This is a genomic window from Actinoplanes oblitus, assembly GCF_030252345.1.
GTDB lineage: Bacteria > Actinomycetota > Actinomycetes > Mycobacteriales > Micromonosporaceae > Actinoplanes > Actinoplanes oblitus.
The window spans coordinates 3,363,630-3,378,341 of the sequence record NZ_CP126980.1; the positions used below are offsets into that span (position 1 = coordinate 3,363,630).

12 protein-coding genes are annotated in these 14,712 nt (G+C 73.6%); 6 read left to right on the forward strand and 6 right to left on the reverse strand.

The window, feature by feature from the left end; translation table 11 throughout:
• The first annotated feature begins 89 nt into the window (after positions 1-89).
• On the forward strand, positions 90-2,351 hold the full coding sequence (locus Actob_RS15025) for a catalase (RefSeq protein ID WP_284920793.1): 2,262 nt from the start codon (positions 90-92) through the stop codon (positions 2,349-2,351).
• Between the two features lie 51 nt (positions 2,352-2,402).
• A complete protein-coding gene (locus Actob_RS15030) occupies positions 2,403-3,377 on the forward strand; it encodes a DNA topoisomerase IB (RefSeq protein ID WP_284920794.1) in 975 nt (324 codons plus the stop codon).
• A 141-nt stretch (positions 3,378-3,518) separates the two neighbouring features.
• Here the strand turns inward: Actob_RS15030 and Actob_RS15035 are convergent, their stop codons facing one another.
• Complete coding sequence (locus Actob_RS15035) at positions 3,519-4,358, reverse strand: LysR family transcriptional regulator (RefSeq protein ID WP_284920795.1); 840 nt, start codon at positions 4,356-4,358, stop codon at positions 3,519-3,521.
• 92 nt (positions 4,359-4,450) lie between these two features.
• On the opposite strand from Actob_RS15035, the gene Actob_RS15040 reads away from it, so the two are divergent.
• Entirely contained in the window at positions 4,451-5,176 is a 726-nt protein-coding gene (locus tag Actob_RS15040; RefSeq protein ID WP_284920796.1) for an SDR family oxidoreductase, read from the forward strand.
• A gap of 22 nt (positions 5,177-5,198) precedes the next feature.
• Here Actob_RS15040 and Actob_RS15045 read toward each other — a convergent pair whose 3' ends face one another.
• From Actob_RS15045 to Actob_RS15060, 4 genes are read right to left on the reverse strand one after another with little or no spacing between them, the layout of a single operon-like run.
• Positions 5,199-6,128: an MBL fold metallo-hydrolase gene (locus Actob_RS15045; protein ID WP_284920797.1), complete on the reverse strand. Its 930-nt coding sequence runs from the start codon at positions 6,126-6,128 to the stop codon at positions 5,199-5,201.
• A 17-nt stretch (positions 6,129-6,145) separates the two neighbouring features.
• Positions 6,146-7,261 (reverse strand): NAD(P)/FAD-dependent oxidoreductase, encoded by a 1,116-nt coding sequence (locus Actob_RS15050; RefSeq protein WP_284920798.1) that lies wholly within the window; start codon positions 7,259-7,261, stop codon positions 6,146-6,148.
• 45 nt (positions 7,262-7,306) lie between these two features.
• Positions 7,307-9,754 (reverse strand): ABC transporter permease, encoded by a 2,448-nt coding sequence (locus Actob_RS15055; RefSeq protein ID WP_284920799.1) that lies wholly within the window; start codon positions 9,752-9,754, stop codon positions 7,307-7,309.
• On the reverse strand, positions 9,748-10,488 hold the full coding sequence (locus Actob_RS15060; RefSeq protein WP_284920800.1) for an ABC transporter ATP-binding protein: 741 nt from the start codon (positions 10,486-10,488) through the stop codon (positions 9,748-9,750). The genes Actob_RS15055 and Actob_RS15060 overlap by 7 nt, the downstream gene beginning before the upstream one ends.
• A 169-nt stretch (positions 10,489-10,657) precedes the next feature.
• Here Actob_RS15060 and Actob_RS15065 point away from each other — a divergent pair, with 169 nt between their 5' ends.
• Positions 10,658-11,851 carry a sensor histidine kinase gene (locus Actob_RS15065; protein ID WP_284920801.1) on the forward strand — a complete coding sequence of 398 codons (1,194 nt, stop codon included), beginning with the start codon at positions 10,658-10,660 and terminating at the stop codon, positions 11,849-11,851.
• Positions 11,848-12,510: a response regulator gene (locus Actob_RS15070; protein ID WP_284920802.1), complete on the forward strand. Its 663-nt coding sequence runs from the start codon at positions 11,848-11,850 to the stop codon at positions 12,508-12,510. Before Actob_RS15065 ends, Actob_RS15070 begins: the two co-directional genes overlap by 4 nt.
• 66 nt (positions 12,511-12,576) lie before the next feature.
• Here Actob_RS15070 and Actob_RS15075 read toward each other — a convergent pair whose 3' ends face one another.
• Positions 12,577-13,110: a GNAT family N-acetyltransferase gene (locus Actob_RS15075; protein WP_284920803.1), complete on the reverse strand. Its 534-nt coding sequence runs from the start codon at positions 13,108-13,110 to the stop codon at positions 12,577-12,579.
• Positions 13,111-13,533: 423 nt separating this feature from the next.
• Here Actob_RS15075 and Actob_RS15080 point away from each other — a divergent pair, with 423 nt between their 5' ends.
• The gene (locus Actob_RS15080; protein ID WP_284920804.1) at positions 13,534-14,667 is read left to right on the forward strand and encodes a pyridoxal phosphate-dependent aminotransferase; all 1,134 of its coding nucleotides are present in this window, start codon (positions 13,534-13,536) and stop codon (positions 14,665-14,667) included.
• Positions 14,668-14,712 lie beyond the last annotated feature (45 nt).

Here is a 14,712-nt window from a genome sequence, read left to right on the forward strand (position 1 = left end):
GCGCTTTGTTTGGGGCGATTCCAGTTTGCCGTCGACCGGCTCGGGTATGCGAGGACGGCCGCATCGCCTTTATCGAGGAGTTTGTCCGGATGGAATCCCGAACGCCCGCCGAAGTGATCAAGGATGCCGCGGAGGCTGCCGTGGACGCGGTGACCGGCGGCACCAAGCCCGACGTGCCCGGCAAGCCGGGCAGTGGCACCCCGACGATCGACGAACCGACCACCCCGGCCGAGCCGCTGCCGCCGAAACACGAGCAGGGGCAGCCGGACACCCGGACGCCGACCGGCGCCGAGACCGGGGTGCCGCCGGTCTCGCACGCCCAGCAGGGTGCCTTCCTGACCACCGCGCAGGGGGCCCGGCTGCGGGACACCGACCACTCGCTGAAGGCCGGGCCGCGCGGTCCGATCCTGCTGCAGGACCACCACTTCCGCGAGAAGATCACGCACTTCGACCACGAACGCATCCCGGAGCGGGTGGTGCACGCCCGCGGCGCCGGCGCGCACGGCGTGTTCACCAGTTACGGGACCGCGGCGGACCTGACCCGGGCCGGGTTCCTCAAGCACAAGGGCAAGGAGACCCAGGTCTTCGTCCGGTTCTCCACGGTGCTCGGCTCGCGTGGCTCGGCCGACACGGTCCGCGACACCCGCGGCTTCGCCACCAAGTTCTACACCGACGAGGGCACGTTCGACCTGGTCGGCAACAACATGCCGGTGTTCTTCATCCAGGACGCGATCAAGTTCCCGGACATCATCCACGCCGCCAAGTGGCACCCGGACCGGGAGATCCCGCAGGCGCAGAGCGCGCACGACACGTTCTGGGACTTCGTCTCGCTGCACACCGAGGCGCAGCACCACACCATGTGGAACATGTCGGACCGGGGCATCCCGCGCTCGTACCGGATGATGGAGGGCTTCGGCGTCCACACGTTCCGGCTGGTCAACGACGCCGGCGAGACCGTGCTGGTGAAATTCCACTGGAAGCCGAAGCTCGGCGTGCACTCCCAGGTCTGGGAGGAGACCCAGCTGACCGGTGGCGTCGACCCGGACTACCACCGCCGCGACCTGTACGACTCCATCGAGGCCGGTGCGTACCCGGAGTGGGAGCTGGGCCTGCAGGTCTTCCCGGACACTCCGGAGGAGACGTTCGCCGGGATCGACCTGCTCGACCCCACCAAGATCGTGCCGGAGGAGCTCGCCCCGGTGCAGCCGGTCGGCAAGCTGGTGCTCAACCGGACGCCCACCAACTTCCACGCCGAGGTCGAGCAGGTCGCGTTCCACCTGGGCAACCTGGTGCCCGGCATCGACGTCACCAACGACCCGCTGCTGCAGGGCCGGCTCTTCTCCTACCTGGACACGCAGCTCACCCGGCTGGCCGGGCCGAACTTCCACCAGATCCCGATCAACCGGCCGCACGCGCCGGTCAACGACATGCTCCGGGACGGCTTCCACCAGCAGGCGGTGCACGGCGGGGTGGCGCCGTACCGGCCGAACTCGCTGGACGGCGGCAACCCGTTCGAAGCGGGGGACAAGGAGAACGCCTTCCTCGACGTGCCGGTCGTGGTGACCGAGGCGCCGAAGGTGCGTGACCTGCCGGTCTCCTTCAAGGACCACTACACCCAGGTGCGGTTGTTCTGGCAGAGCATGTCGCCGATCGAGAAGGAACACATCATCCGGGCGTACACCTTCGAGCTCGGCAAGTGCTACCACCAGGAGATCCGGGAACGCCAGCTGCAGTGCCTGGCCAACATCGACCCGGTGCTCTGCGAGCAGGTGGCCACCGGTCTCGGCCTGCCCGTGCCGGCGCCGACCATCGAACTGCCCCAGGTCACGCCGAGCCCGGCGCTGTCCCAGGTCGGCCACCAGTGGCCGGCCGACGGCCGGATCGTCGGCATCGTCGTCGACGACACCGACCTGGACGGGGTGGCCGAGGTCCGCGAGGCGATCGCCGGGGCCGGCATGGTTCCGCTGATCATCGCCCCGCACGGCGGCAAGGTGGGTGGGCTGACCGTGCAGCGCACCTTCGCCACCGCCCGGTCCATCGAGTTCGACGCGCTGCTGCTGGCCGCCGCGCCGGTACCGGCCCCGGACGCGATCCCGGCCCGGGACGAGAAGGCCGGTGCGCCGCGTACCGCTGCCGTCGACCCGCGGGTCAACCTGATGATCGACGAGTGCTGGCGGCACGCCAAGGCGATCGGCGGCTGGGGTCCCGGCGCGGAGCTGCTGAACCGGATCGGCCTGGCCGAGACCCCGGGCGTGGTCACCCACGACACCGCCACCGGGGTGCTGGCCGCCGTGCAGCAGCTGATGGCGGCGCACCGGGTCTGGGAGCGGTTCCCGGCCAGCGTCGCCTGACCAGTTCTGCCAGGCCGGACAGCGGGAGAGGCGGGACGCGTGGGTCAGCGGTTGCGGCGAAGCGTACTGAAGAAGCCCGGCCTGAGCCGGCGGCGGTCCGGTAGCGGTTTCCGCTACCTGGACCCCGCCGGCACCCCGGTCCGCGATCGGGAGACGCTGGACCGGATCAAGAGCCTGGCCATCCCACCGGCCTGGACGGACGTCTGGATCTGCCCGGACCCGCGCGGGCACATCCAGGCGACCGGGATCGACGCGGCCGGGCGCAAGCAGTACCGCTACCACGACGCCTGGCGCACGGCCCGCGACGAGCAGAAATTCGATCGGGTACGGGAGGTGGCCGGCCGCCTCCCGAAGATCCGTGACCGACTGTGCTCCGACCTGACCGGTCGCGGCCTGACCCGGGAGCGGGTCCTCGCCGCCATCGTCCGGCTGCTCGACCTGGGCATGTTCCGGGTCGGCGGGGACGCCTCGGCGAGCCGCGACGAGGACCCGTCCTACGGGCTCTCGACGCTGCGCCCGGAGCATGTCCTGCGCCGTGGCGGCGAGATGATGCTGAAGTTCCGCGGCAAGTCGGGCGTGGAGCACGAGCGGGTCGTCGACGACGGCGAGGTGGCCGAGGTCCTCGGCGCGCTCAAGCGCCGCCGGCGCGGCGAGGACCGGCTGTTCGCCTACTGGAACTCCTCGGTGCGGGCCTGGCAGGAGATCCGCGCCGACGCCGTCAACGAGTACCTGCGGGAGATCAGCGGCGCCCCGATGACCGCGAAGGACTTCCGCACCTGGCACGGCACGGTGACGGCCGCCGCGGAACTCGCCGAGGCCGGCCCGCAACCCACCAGGACCAAGCGGCGCAAGGTCGTCGCGCAGGCCATGCGGGAGGTCGCCGACAAGCTCGGCAACACCCCGGCGGTGGCCCGGGCCTCGTACGTCGACCCGCGGCTGCTGGACAAGTACGAGAAGGGCGAGGCGCCGAAACGCGGCGACGAGCGCGAGGTGCGCCGCCTGCTCGACGACTCGGCCGCCTCCTGAGATCCCCCGGCCGGCGGCCCGGCCCGGCAGTTGCGGCATGCTTCGGTACGGCGGGAGCGCTCCGTGCGTACCGGAAGCGGGTGGACCGCTCCGCCAAGCGGACCGCGCGCCGGTGGGCGGGTCTGATCCGGACCGGACCTGTCAGAGGCGCGTCGCGGTCCGGACCAGCGCGGCCAGCGCGCGGGAACGGCTGTGCGGCGGCCAGGCGATCACCGTGGTCACCAGCGGCGCGTCCAGCACCGGGACGGCGGCCAGCCCGTCGCGCAGCTGCACCCGGGCCGACTCCGGGATGACCACGCAGGCCCGGCCCAGCGAGACCAGTTGCATCAGCTGGGTCTGGTCGCGGACCCGCGGTCCCGGCCCGTCCGGATAGCTGCCGTCCGGGCACGGCCAGCGGGGGAGCGGCAGGCCGGGCAGATCCTCCAAGTCGGCCATCCGCACGTGATCGCGAGCGGTCAGCGGATGCCCGGCCGGCAGCACCACCACCTGGCCCTCGGTGCCCAGCCGCTCCACGTCGAACCCGGCGGTCGCGTCGAACGGCTGATGCAGCAGCGCCACGTCGCCCCGCCCGTCGCGCAGCAGCCGCTCCTGCTCGCCGACCCCGCACAGCACCACGTCGACCGGGACCGCCTCGGGCTCGCCGGCATAGGCGTCGAGCAGCTTCGCGAGCAGCTCGCTGGACGCGCCCGCCTTGGCGACCAGCACCAGGGCCGGGGAACCGGACGCCGCCCGCCGGGTACGCCGCTCGGCCGCCTCGACGGCGTCGAGCACCGCCCGCGCCTCCCGCAGCAGCACCCGGCCGGCCTCGGTCGGCCTCGCCCCGCGGCTGGTCCGCTCCAGCAGCCCGACGCCGAGCCGCCGCTCCAGCTGGCTGATCGCCCGGGACAGCGGCGGCTGCGCCATCCCGAGCCGCTGCGCCGCCCGCCCGAAGTGCTCCTCCTCGGCCACCGCGACGAAATACCGCAACTCCCGCGTCTCCATGGGGACAAAGGCTACGTCTGATACCCGGCGGGTATCGGGCGCTACCCGATCGGTGTTGGCGCCGCGAGCCGGGCGCGGACAGGATCACCAGCATGAGTGAACGAACGATCGCACTGGTCACCGGCGCGAACAAGGGGATCGGCTACGAGATCGCGGCCGGGCTCGGCGGTCTCGGGATGACCGTCGGGGTCGGCGCCCGGGACGCGGAACGGCGGGACGCCGCGGTGGCGAAGCTGCGGGCCGCCGGGGTGGACGCGTTCGGTGTGCCGCTGGACGTGACCGACGACGCCGGCGTGACGGCGGCCGCCGCGCTGATCGAGGAGCGTTTCGGCCGCCTGGACGTGCTGGTCAACAACGCCGGCATCACCGGTGGCATGCCGCAGGAGCCGACCCGGGTCGACCCGGAGATCATCCGGACGGTCGTCGAGACCAACGTCATCGGCGTCATCCGGGTCACCAACGCGATGCTGCCGCTGCTGCGCCGGTCGGCCTCGCCCCGGATCGTCAACATGTCGAGCACTGTCGGCTCGCTGACCCGGCAGAGCGCGGCCGGCGACGACACCGGCCCGATCGCCGCCGCCTACTCGCCGTCGAAGACCTTCCTGAACGCCGTCACCCTGCAGTACGCCAAGGAGCTGAGCGACACGAACATCCTGATCAACATGGCCTGCCCGGGCTACTGCGCGACGGACCTGAACGGCTTCCGCGGCCACCGGACCCCGGAGCAGGGCGCGGTGGCCGCGATCCGCCTGGCGACGCTGCCCGACGGCGGCCCGACCGGCGCCTTCTTCGACGACGAGGGCACCATCCCCTGGTGACCCCGGGCGGCCAGGTGCCGGATCAGACGTGCGTGGGCAGCGGCCCGCCGTGGTACGCCACCGCGTCCGAGAACGCGGCGATCAGGTCCAGCTCCGTGCCGTCCCGGTCGGCGTAGTACCGGTGCAGGTTGAGCACGATCCGCTCGGCGTCCGCCCAGCCGGCGAACTCGCCCAGATCCACGGCGCGCGCGGCGTCCAGCGGGGACAGGCCCTGCTCGGTCCCGTGCGCGCCGGCGCGCAGCACCAGCCGGTAGTAGCGCCGGTGCTCGTCCAGCACCCGCGCGATCTCGTCGCCGGTGAGGATCGGGCCGTGCCCGGGGACCAGCACCTCCGGGCCGAACCCGGCCAGCCAGTCCACAGCGGCCAGCGCACCCGGCACCGACCCCATGAAGACCAGCGGCGTCAGCCCGGCGAAGACCAGGTCACCGGTGAACAGCACCCGCTCGTCCGGGACCCAGGCGATCAGGTCGCCGGTGGTGTGCGCCGGGCCGCCCGGGTGCCGCAGCTCGACCCGCCGGTCGCCGAGGTGCACGGTCAGCGCGTCGGTGATCGTGACGTCCGGCAGGCGGCGCTGGACGTCACCCCAGTCCGGCACCGGGCTCCAGAACGGCGGGCAGCCGTCGATGATCGGGTCGACCCGCAGGCCCTCCCGCATCTTCTCCTGGCCGATCAGGGTGGTGGTGGCCGGAAGCAGGCTGTTGCCATAGGTGTGGTCGCCGTGCTGATGCGTGTTGACCGCCAGTTTCGGCGCCTGGCCGGTGGCCGTGGCGAGCGCGTCCAGGAACCGCCGGGCCCGGGTGGCGGTGGCGCACGTGTCGACGACGAGCTGCCCCGCCGGCGTGGTGATCGCGCCGGCGTTGTTCAGCCACCAGGACCCGTCCGGCTGCACCCAGGCGTGAATCCCGGGCCGGACCTCGACCAGCTCCGCCTGCTTCACCACGTCATCGCTCATGCCGCGAGGCTAGCCGGTCAGAACAGCAGCGCCCGCAGCGCGGCGGGGTGCTTCCCGGCGTAGCCCAGCAGGCCGGCAGTGCCGCTGACGATCAGCTCCTTCACCCGGGCCGCCGGGCGGCCGGTCAGCACCAGGTCGCGCGGCCGGTCGTCGCGGTGCAGCACCTGGACGAGGCCGTCGGACCGGCCGAGACTCATGCAGACCAGGACGTATTTCAGGTGGAACGGCCGGGCCGGCACACCGCGCGCCTCCCGCAGGATGGTGCCGGCCGCGTGGGCACCGGTCGGCATGGCGGTCGCGCAGGCCATCCGCCAGCCGGCCCCGGCGTCACCGGCCACCACGATCTCCGGGTGGGAGACCGACCGCAGCGCCGCGTCGACCCGGATCCGGTGCTGCTCGTCGAGGGCCAGCCCCGCCTCGGCGGCCAGCTCGGTGGCCGGTGCCATGGCCGCCGACCAGAGCACGGCGTCCGCGTCGACCCGGTCCGGATCGTCCACTGCCGAGCCCTCCTCGACCTCGACGCCGAGCCGGTCGAGCGTGGCGCGCAGGTGGTCGCGGGCCGGCTCGGAGAGGGTCGCGGCCAGGGTGCCGGCGGTGAGCAGGCGAATCTCCAGGTCCGGGTGCGCCTCGGCGAGTTCGGTGGCCATCTCGATCCCGGTCAGCCCGCCGCCGACGACCGCGAGCCGTCCCACCGGAGCGTCCCGGCCGGCCAGCCGGGCGGCCAGGGCGGCAGCGGTCTCCGCGCTGTACACCCGGGTGGCGCCGGCCGTGGCCGGCGCCGGGACCAGGGCCGGAACCCTGGTGCGGCTGCCCAGGGCATAGACCAGGCGCTGGTATCCGAGGTCGAGCCGGTGCCCGTCGCCCGTCTCGACCGCGACCGTGCGGCCGGCCGGATCGAGCGCGACCGCGCGACCCGCGACATGCCGGATCCCGGTGCCGGCCAGCAGCTTCCGGTACGGATGAACCGCACCGTCCTGCCCCGCCGCCACCTGGTGCGACCGGATGCGCTCGACGAACCGGTCCCGGGGGTCGACCAGCGTCACCCGGTGCCGCGGGGCGAGGCGAAGAGCGGCGGTGAGACCGGCATAGCCACCGCCGAGAACCACGATGTCGGTACGCGTATCTGCTGTCATGCTCACCAGACACCGCCCCCGCCCGCCGTGTGACGGTGACCCGGCTCACTTCCGCCCGAGCGTGCCCGCGAGCAGCCTTCTGCCCGAGCGCGCCGCGGACAGGCCGCCGAGCAGCCTTCCGCCCGGGCGTGCCGCGGACAGGCCGCCGAGCAGCCTTCGGCCCGAGCGCGCCGCGGACAGGCCGGCGAGCAGCCCGAGCAGCAGGCAGAGGCCGACCACCCCGGCGATGACCGGCCACGACACCACCAGCGGAACGGGCGCGCCGACCTGCTCGCTGAGCCCGGCGCGGATGGCCAGCAGTGCCCCGGATGCGACGAGCCCGCCCAGCATCGTCCCGATCGACACGACCAGCACCGACTCGGCCGCCAGGTAGCCGGCGACCTGCCGCCGGGTCGCCCCGGCCAGCCGGATCACCCGCAGGTCGGCGGCGCGTCCCGCGGCGGCCATCAGCAGCGTGGTGGCGACGGCTATCGCGCCGTACCCGGCGGACACCCCGATCAGCATCAGCGTGAACAGCCAGACCAGCCGGTCCTCGGCGTGGTCCGCCTCGGCGGCCCAGGTGGCCACGTCGATGACGCGTGCCCCGGCGCCGGCCACCGGGTCACCGGTCAGGTGGACGGCCGAGGTCAACGCGGACGGATCGTGGTGGCGCACTGTCGCCCGGGACAGCAGCAGGTCCGCGCGGATCGATCCGTCGGCCACCACCGCGACCACGCGCAGCGCGACCCGCTGCCCGTCCGCGAACGTCACCGGCTGGACGGCGCCCACGCCGAGATGGGCGGACTCGGTGACCACCGTGGTATCCGCGGCCCGCAGACCGCCGAGGGCGCCGGTGACCACCCGGGCACCCCGATCGGTCGCCAGGAAGGCGGCGGGGTCGACGCCGATCGCGCTCAGCGCCCGCCGGTCCGGGTCGAACACCGTGGCCGGCAGGGTCGCGGCTCCGGGGGCACCGGCCACCGCGGCATCGGACAGTCCCGGCGTGTGGTCCGGCACCAGGACCCGGCCGGTCGCGACATCCGTCGCCCGCCCGACCGCGTATGCCGTCGTCGACGTGCGCACCATGCCGGAGACCAATACCGCGAACGCGACGGTGAGCAGCACCGGCGCCGCCGTGGACGCGGTGCGGCGGGTAGCGGTCAGGGCGCTCTCCCGGACCAGCAGGCCGATCGGTCCGCCGCCGCGCCACAGCCGCGCCACCGGTGGGATCGTCGCCGGTGCCAGCGTGGCCATCCCGGTGACCAGCGCCATCGCGGCGTACAGGGCGAAGCTCGCCCCGTCCTGAGCGTCGTCCGAGGTGGCCGTGCCGACGGCCAGCGCGACGCCGGCGGCCAGCAGCAGGCCGCCGGTGATCCATCGCGGCCGGCTCATCCGGCGCTGCTCGACAGCCGCCTCGCGCAGCGCCTCGAGCGGCCGCACCCGGGCCGCCCGGCGCGCCGCCGAGCCGGCCCCGGCCAGCGCGACCAGCGGGCCCAGCAGCAGCGCGCCGGCGATCGGCAGCGCGGTGTACCGCACCCGGTAGGTCGACGGCTCGAAGCCGGACGTGACCAGCAGGTGACCGGCGGCCGGGGCCAGCGCGGCGCCGATCAGCACCCCGAGGACCGCCCCGGCCGCGCCGACCAGCAGGGCCTCGCGGTACACCATGCGCCGCACCTGCCGGGGCGTCGCGCCGACCGTCCGCAGCAGCCCCAGCTCTCGCCGGCGCTGCGCGACCGAGAAGGCGAACGTCGACGCGACCACGAAGACGGTGACGAATCCGGCGAGCGCCGCGACGCCGGTGAGCACCTGCATGCCGATCCAGCGGGTGCGGGCGTCGCCACGTGGCTCCAGCTCGCCCCGGTCCGCGCCGGTGCGCACCCGCCCGTCGCCGCCGACGATCCGGCCGGCCGCCGCGGCGACCGCCCCGGCGTCCGCACCGGGTTCCAGGACCAGGCCGATCGCCGTCACTCCGGGCGCGTGCCGCGCGGCCACCTCGTCCGGCACCAGGAAGCCCGGCGCGTCGGCGAGCCCGGTCACCCGGTGCGGCTCCGGGCCGGTAGCGGTGAGCAGGGTCAGCCGGTCGCCCGGGCGCGGTCCCAGAGCCTGGTCCACCACCACGTCACCGGCCTGCCGGGGTGGGGTGCCCGAGGTCAGGCGCACCCCACCGAGACGGGCCGACGACCATCCGGAGCCCACCACGGCGGCCTCCGAGGGCTGCCCGCCGACGATCGCCTGCGCGTAGAAGGACCGGTCGGCGACCGCTGCCGCCACACCGGGCACCTCGGCGAGCCGCTCGGTCAACCACTCGGCGTGCGACCCGGGCCAGGGCACGGCGGGCGGGAACGGATCGGCGGGGCTCCGGCCGGCCGGAGCCTGAACGATCACGGCGGCCCCGGCCAGCCGGTCCGGCACCGCCGGCCGGCCGGCGACGAGTAGCAGCAGGGCCATGGTGACCAGGACGATCCCGACGGTCACGGCGACCAGCGCACCGGCCACCCGGCGCAGGCTCAGCACGACTGCTCCACCAGCCGCGCGGTGCGGGCGGCGATCCGCTCCGGGGACAGCGCCGGCCGGACGTCGTCGACGATCCGGCCGTCGGCGAGGAACAGGATCCGGTCGGCGCGGGCGGCGGCGACCGGATCGTGGGTCACCATCACCACCGTCTGCCCGTGCTCGTCGACCAGCCGCCGGAGCAGATCCAGGATCTGCCGGGAGGTCACGCTGTCCAGCGCGCCGGTCGGCTCGTCGGCGAAGACCACGGCGGGCCGGCTGAGCAGTGCCCGCGCCACCGCCACCCGCTGCTGCTCGCCACCGGACAGCTCGCTCGGACGGTGCTGCCGGCGATCGGCCAGCCCGACCTCGGCCAGTGCCGCGGCGACGTCGGCGGCTTTCGGGCGGCGGCCGGCGAGCCGGGCGGGAAGAGACACGTTCTGCTCGGCGGTGAGGGCGGAGACCAGGTTGAAGGCCTGGAACACGAAGCCGATGCGGTCGCGGCGCAGCCGGGTGAGCCGGTCCTCGGTCAGGTCGTCGAGCACCACGCCGTCGACGGTGACCGAACCGGCGGCCGGCCGCTCGAGCCCGGCCGCGCAGTGCAGCAGTGTCGACTTGCCCGAGCCGGACGGGCCCATCACCGCCGAGAAGGTGCCGCGCTCGAAGGCCACCGAGACGTCATCGAGGGCGACCAGCCGCCGGTCACCCGAGCCGTAGGTGACCCGCACGTCGTGCAGAACAGCCGTCTGTGTCGTCATGGGGCAAACGATGCCGTCCGGCGGGTGGGTCGCACATCGGACCAGGAACGACACCTGGCGTTCCGACCACGGTGGTAGGTCGTACCGGAAACCGGGGTGGTCGTCATCCCTGGGGATGACGGCCCGTGGGCCGACGCGCGGCCCGGCCGCGACCGATACGGTCGTGCCCATGGATGTCGCTCAACTCGTCAGGCGCCTGCGCCCCGCCGAGCTGTACGCGTTCGACGCACTGGTCGCGGCGATCGCCGTGCTGATCTGCCTCACCGCCACGTTCGAGGCGCCGGGCGACGGCCGGCCGACCGAGCCGGTCTGGGTCTCGGTGCTCACCGGCCTCGCGATCGGACTCCCGATCGCCGTGCGCCGCCGCTGGCCCACCTCGGTGGCCGTCATCGTCACGGCCGCCAGCTCGTTCGCGTTCGTCACCGAGTTCATCCCGCCGTTCGCCTCGCCAGGTGTCATCCTCCCGCTGGTTCTGGCCTTCTATACGTTCGGGACGGTCTCGCGGGACACGCCGGGATTCACCATCCAGACGATCTGCGCCGTTCTGATCAGCGTCGGTCTGTCCCTGCCGGACCTGTGGACGCACCATGCCGGGCCGCCGGAGGACGTCCCGTCGGACGCCCTGACCGCGTTCTTCGGCATGCTGGTCGTCATGCCCGCCTTCATCCTCGGGTTCGCGATCGGCGAGCGCCGGTCGCAGAATGCCCAGCGCAGCGACCAGGCGCGCCGGGAGGCGGTGATGGCGGAGCGGCTTCGGCTGGCCCGCGAGCTGCACGACGTCATCGCCCACACGGTGACGCTCATGGTGGTGAAGGCGTCGATCGGCAACGTCGTCGCCGAGACGGATCCGGCGGAGGCCCGGGACGCGCTGCGGGTGATCGAGAAGACCGGCCGGTCAGCCATGGTCGAGGTGCGCAGGGTGCTGGACATGCTCCGGGACGAGACGCCCGACGGGCCGATGCCCGGCCTCGACGATCTGCCGGGGCTCGTCGAGCAGGCCTCGGCGGGCGACGCCCGGGTCACCCTGACCGTGGATCGCCCGGCGACCGCGGCGATCTCCGAGTCGGTGCAGCTGGCGGTCTACCGGATCGTCCAGGAGGCGGTGACCAACGTGGTCAAGCACGCGGCGCCGGCGCACTGCCGGGTCAGCGTGGTGGTCGGCGGCGAGGACATCCGGGTCGATGTCGACGACGACGGCAGGCGGACGCCCCGCGCGGGCGGTGCCGGGCACGGGCTGATCGGGATGCGGGAGCGGGTGGCGCTGCACGGCGGCAGTTTCAGCGCCGGGCCGCGTGACGGCGGCGGGTTCTCCGTGACGGCGTTGCTGCCGGTGACGGGCCACGAGCGGGAGGACGGTTCATGATCCGGGTGCTGATCGCCGACGATCAGGCGCTGCTGCGCGGCAGCTTCAAGGTGCTCGTCGACCACAGCGACGACTGCGAGACGGTCGGCGAGGCGGGCACCGGCGCCGAGGCGGTCCGGCTCGCCGCGCGGATCCGGCCGGACGTGGTGCTGATGGACGTCCGGATGCCCGACGTGGACGGCATCGACGCCACCCGCCAGATCTGCGCGGACCCGGACCTGCAGGGAGTGCGGGTGCTGATCCTGACGACGTTCGACCTGGACGAGTATGTGTACGGAGCGCTCCGCGCCGGGGCCAGCGGCTTCCTCCTCAAGGACACGCCGCCGGCCGAGCTGATGCGCGGCATCCGGGTCGTCGCCGACGGCGCGTCGCTGCTGTCGCCGTCGGTGACCCGGCGGCTGATCTCCGAGTTCGCCAGGCGGCCCCGGCCGGACCGGCCGATTCCGCGCCTGCTCGACGGGGTCACCGACCGCGAGCGGGAGGTGCTGACCCTGATCGGTCGCGGGCTGTCGAATGCGGAGATCGCCGGGCACCTGTCGCTGAGCCTGGCCACTGTCAAGACGCACGTGGGCCGGATCCTGGCGAAACTGGACGTCCGGGATCGGGCCCAGCTCGTCATCGTCGCCTACGAGACCGGGCTGGTCACCGTGGGCACCTGAGCGGCTGGGCCAGGGGTGCGGCGATTGGCCGCGGGGCGTCGACGCCGCTGGCGCGCGGGCCCGGTACTACCGGGTGACGCCGCCGTAGTCCTGGCGCGTCATCGCGTACAGGTACATGTCCCGCCAGCGTCCCTCCCGGAACTGGACGGACCGCAGCAGCCCCTCCCGGACGAAACCGATCCGGGCCAGCGCCCGCTGCTCCGGGACGTTCTCCACATCGGTGTGCGCCTCGATCCGCTGCACCGGCGACGTGTCGAACAGGTAGCGGACCAGCGTCATCTGCGCCCGCGTGCCGATGCCCCTCGCCCGGTGCTCCGGCAGGATCGAGACGCCGATGTTCCAGCAGGACCAGTTCGGGGTGCCGTAGTGCACCCGGCGCCAGACCACCGTCCCGGTGGCCTCGTCACCGGCCCAGACGACCAGGCAGCCGTTCTCCTCGCCGAGCAGCCCGTTCTCGGTCAGGCGCCGTCGGGTCGCCGCCACGTCGCGGAAACCCGACCAGTTGAAGATCCCGCCCGCGTCCGGCTCGACGGACTGTCTCTCCAGGATCCAGAAGTCGGCCGCCCGGACCGGCCGCAGCGCGACATCAACCCCCGCCATGCGGATCAACCTACCGACCGGGCCGGGTGTGCGGCGCCGTCCCGGCTCGGGGGACCGGCCGGTTCGGGTGCGGGGCGCGTGGCCGGGTGCGCGGCGCCGTCCCGGCTCGGGGGACCGGCCGGTTCGGGTGCGGGGCGCGTGGCCGGGTGCGCGGCGCCGTCCCGGCTCGGGGGACCGGCCGGTTCGGGAGCGGGGCGCGTGGCCGGGTGTGCGGCGCCGCCCCGGCCCCGGGGCCCGGCCGGGCCGGGAGCGGGGCGCCCGACCGACCCCGGCGCCGCCCTGCCCCAAGGGACGGAAAATCGTCGGCACAATGCGTTTCGGGCCGCAAATTATATTGGTTGTCGCAATGTGCTCGGTGCTGACAGGATCGCCGTTATGGGTCGCATTTCCGCACGTGTTTCGAGTATTGCTGAATCAGCCACCATGGCCGTCGACGCGAAGGCGAAGGCATTACGCGCCGCCGGCCGCCCGGTCATCGGATTCGGGGCCGGCGAACCCGATTTCCCCACCCCCGGCTACATCGTCGAGGCCGCCGCGAAGGCCTGCCGCGAGCCGTGGACGCACAAGTACACCCCGGTCGGCGGCCTGCCCGCGCTCCGCGAGGCGATCGCCGCCCGGCACCAGGTCACGCCCGCCCAGGTGGCCGTCACGAACGGCGCCAAGCAGGGCGTCTACCAGGCCTTCGCCACCATCCTGGACCCGGGCGACGAGGTGCTGATCCCGGCGCCCTACTGGACCACCTATCCGGAGGCGGTCCTGCTGGCCGGCGGTGTCCCGGTGCCGGTCGGCACCGACGAGTCCACCGGCTACCTGGTGACCGCCGAGCAGCTGGAGGCGGCCCGCACCCCGCGCACCAAGGTCCTGCTGATGAGTTCGCCGGCCAACCCGACCGGCGCCGTCCACCCCCGCGACGGCCTCGAGGAGATCGGCAAGTGGGCGGTCGCCAACGACCTGCTGGTGCTCACCGACGAGATCTACCAGCACCTGGTCTACGGCGACGCCGAGTTCCACTCGCTGCCGGCCCTCGTCCCGGAGCTGGCCGACCGCACGCTGATCCTGAACGGCGTCTCCAAGACCTTCGCCATGACCGGCTGGCGGGTCGGCTGGATGACCGGCCCCGCCGACCTGATCGGGGCCGTTCTCAACCTGCAGTCCCATCTCACCTCGAACGTCTGCAACGTGGCACAGGCCGCCGCCCTCGCCGCCGTGACCGGTGACCTGTCCGCGGTCGCCGAGATGCGCGCCGCCTTCGACCGCCGCCGGCGGACCATCGTCCGGATGCTCAACGACATCCCCGGCGTGGTCTGCCCCGAACCGCAGGGCGCCTTCTACGCCTATCCGTCGGTGACCGGTCTGCTGAACCGCCCGCTGCGGGGGCGCCGGCCGGCCACCTCCGCCGAGCTGGCCGAGCTGATCCTCGACGAGGCCGAGGTCGCCGTCGTCCCCGGTGAGGCCTTCGGCACCCCTGGTTACCTGCGCTTCTCCTACGCTCTCGGCGACGCCGACCTGGTGGAGGGCGTCACCCGCATCGCCGGCCTGGTCGACGGGGCCGCCTGACGGAAGGCCGCGGAGGGGGCGTACGAAAAAATCCGCCCACGCACC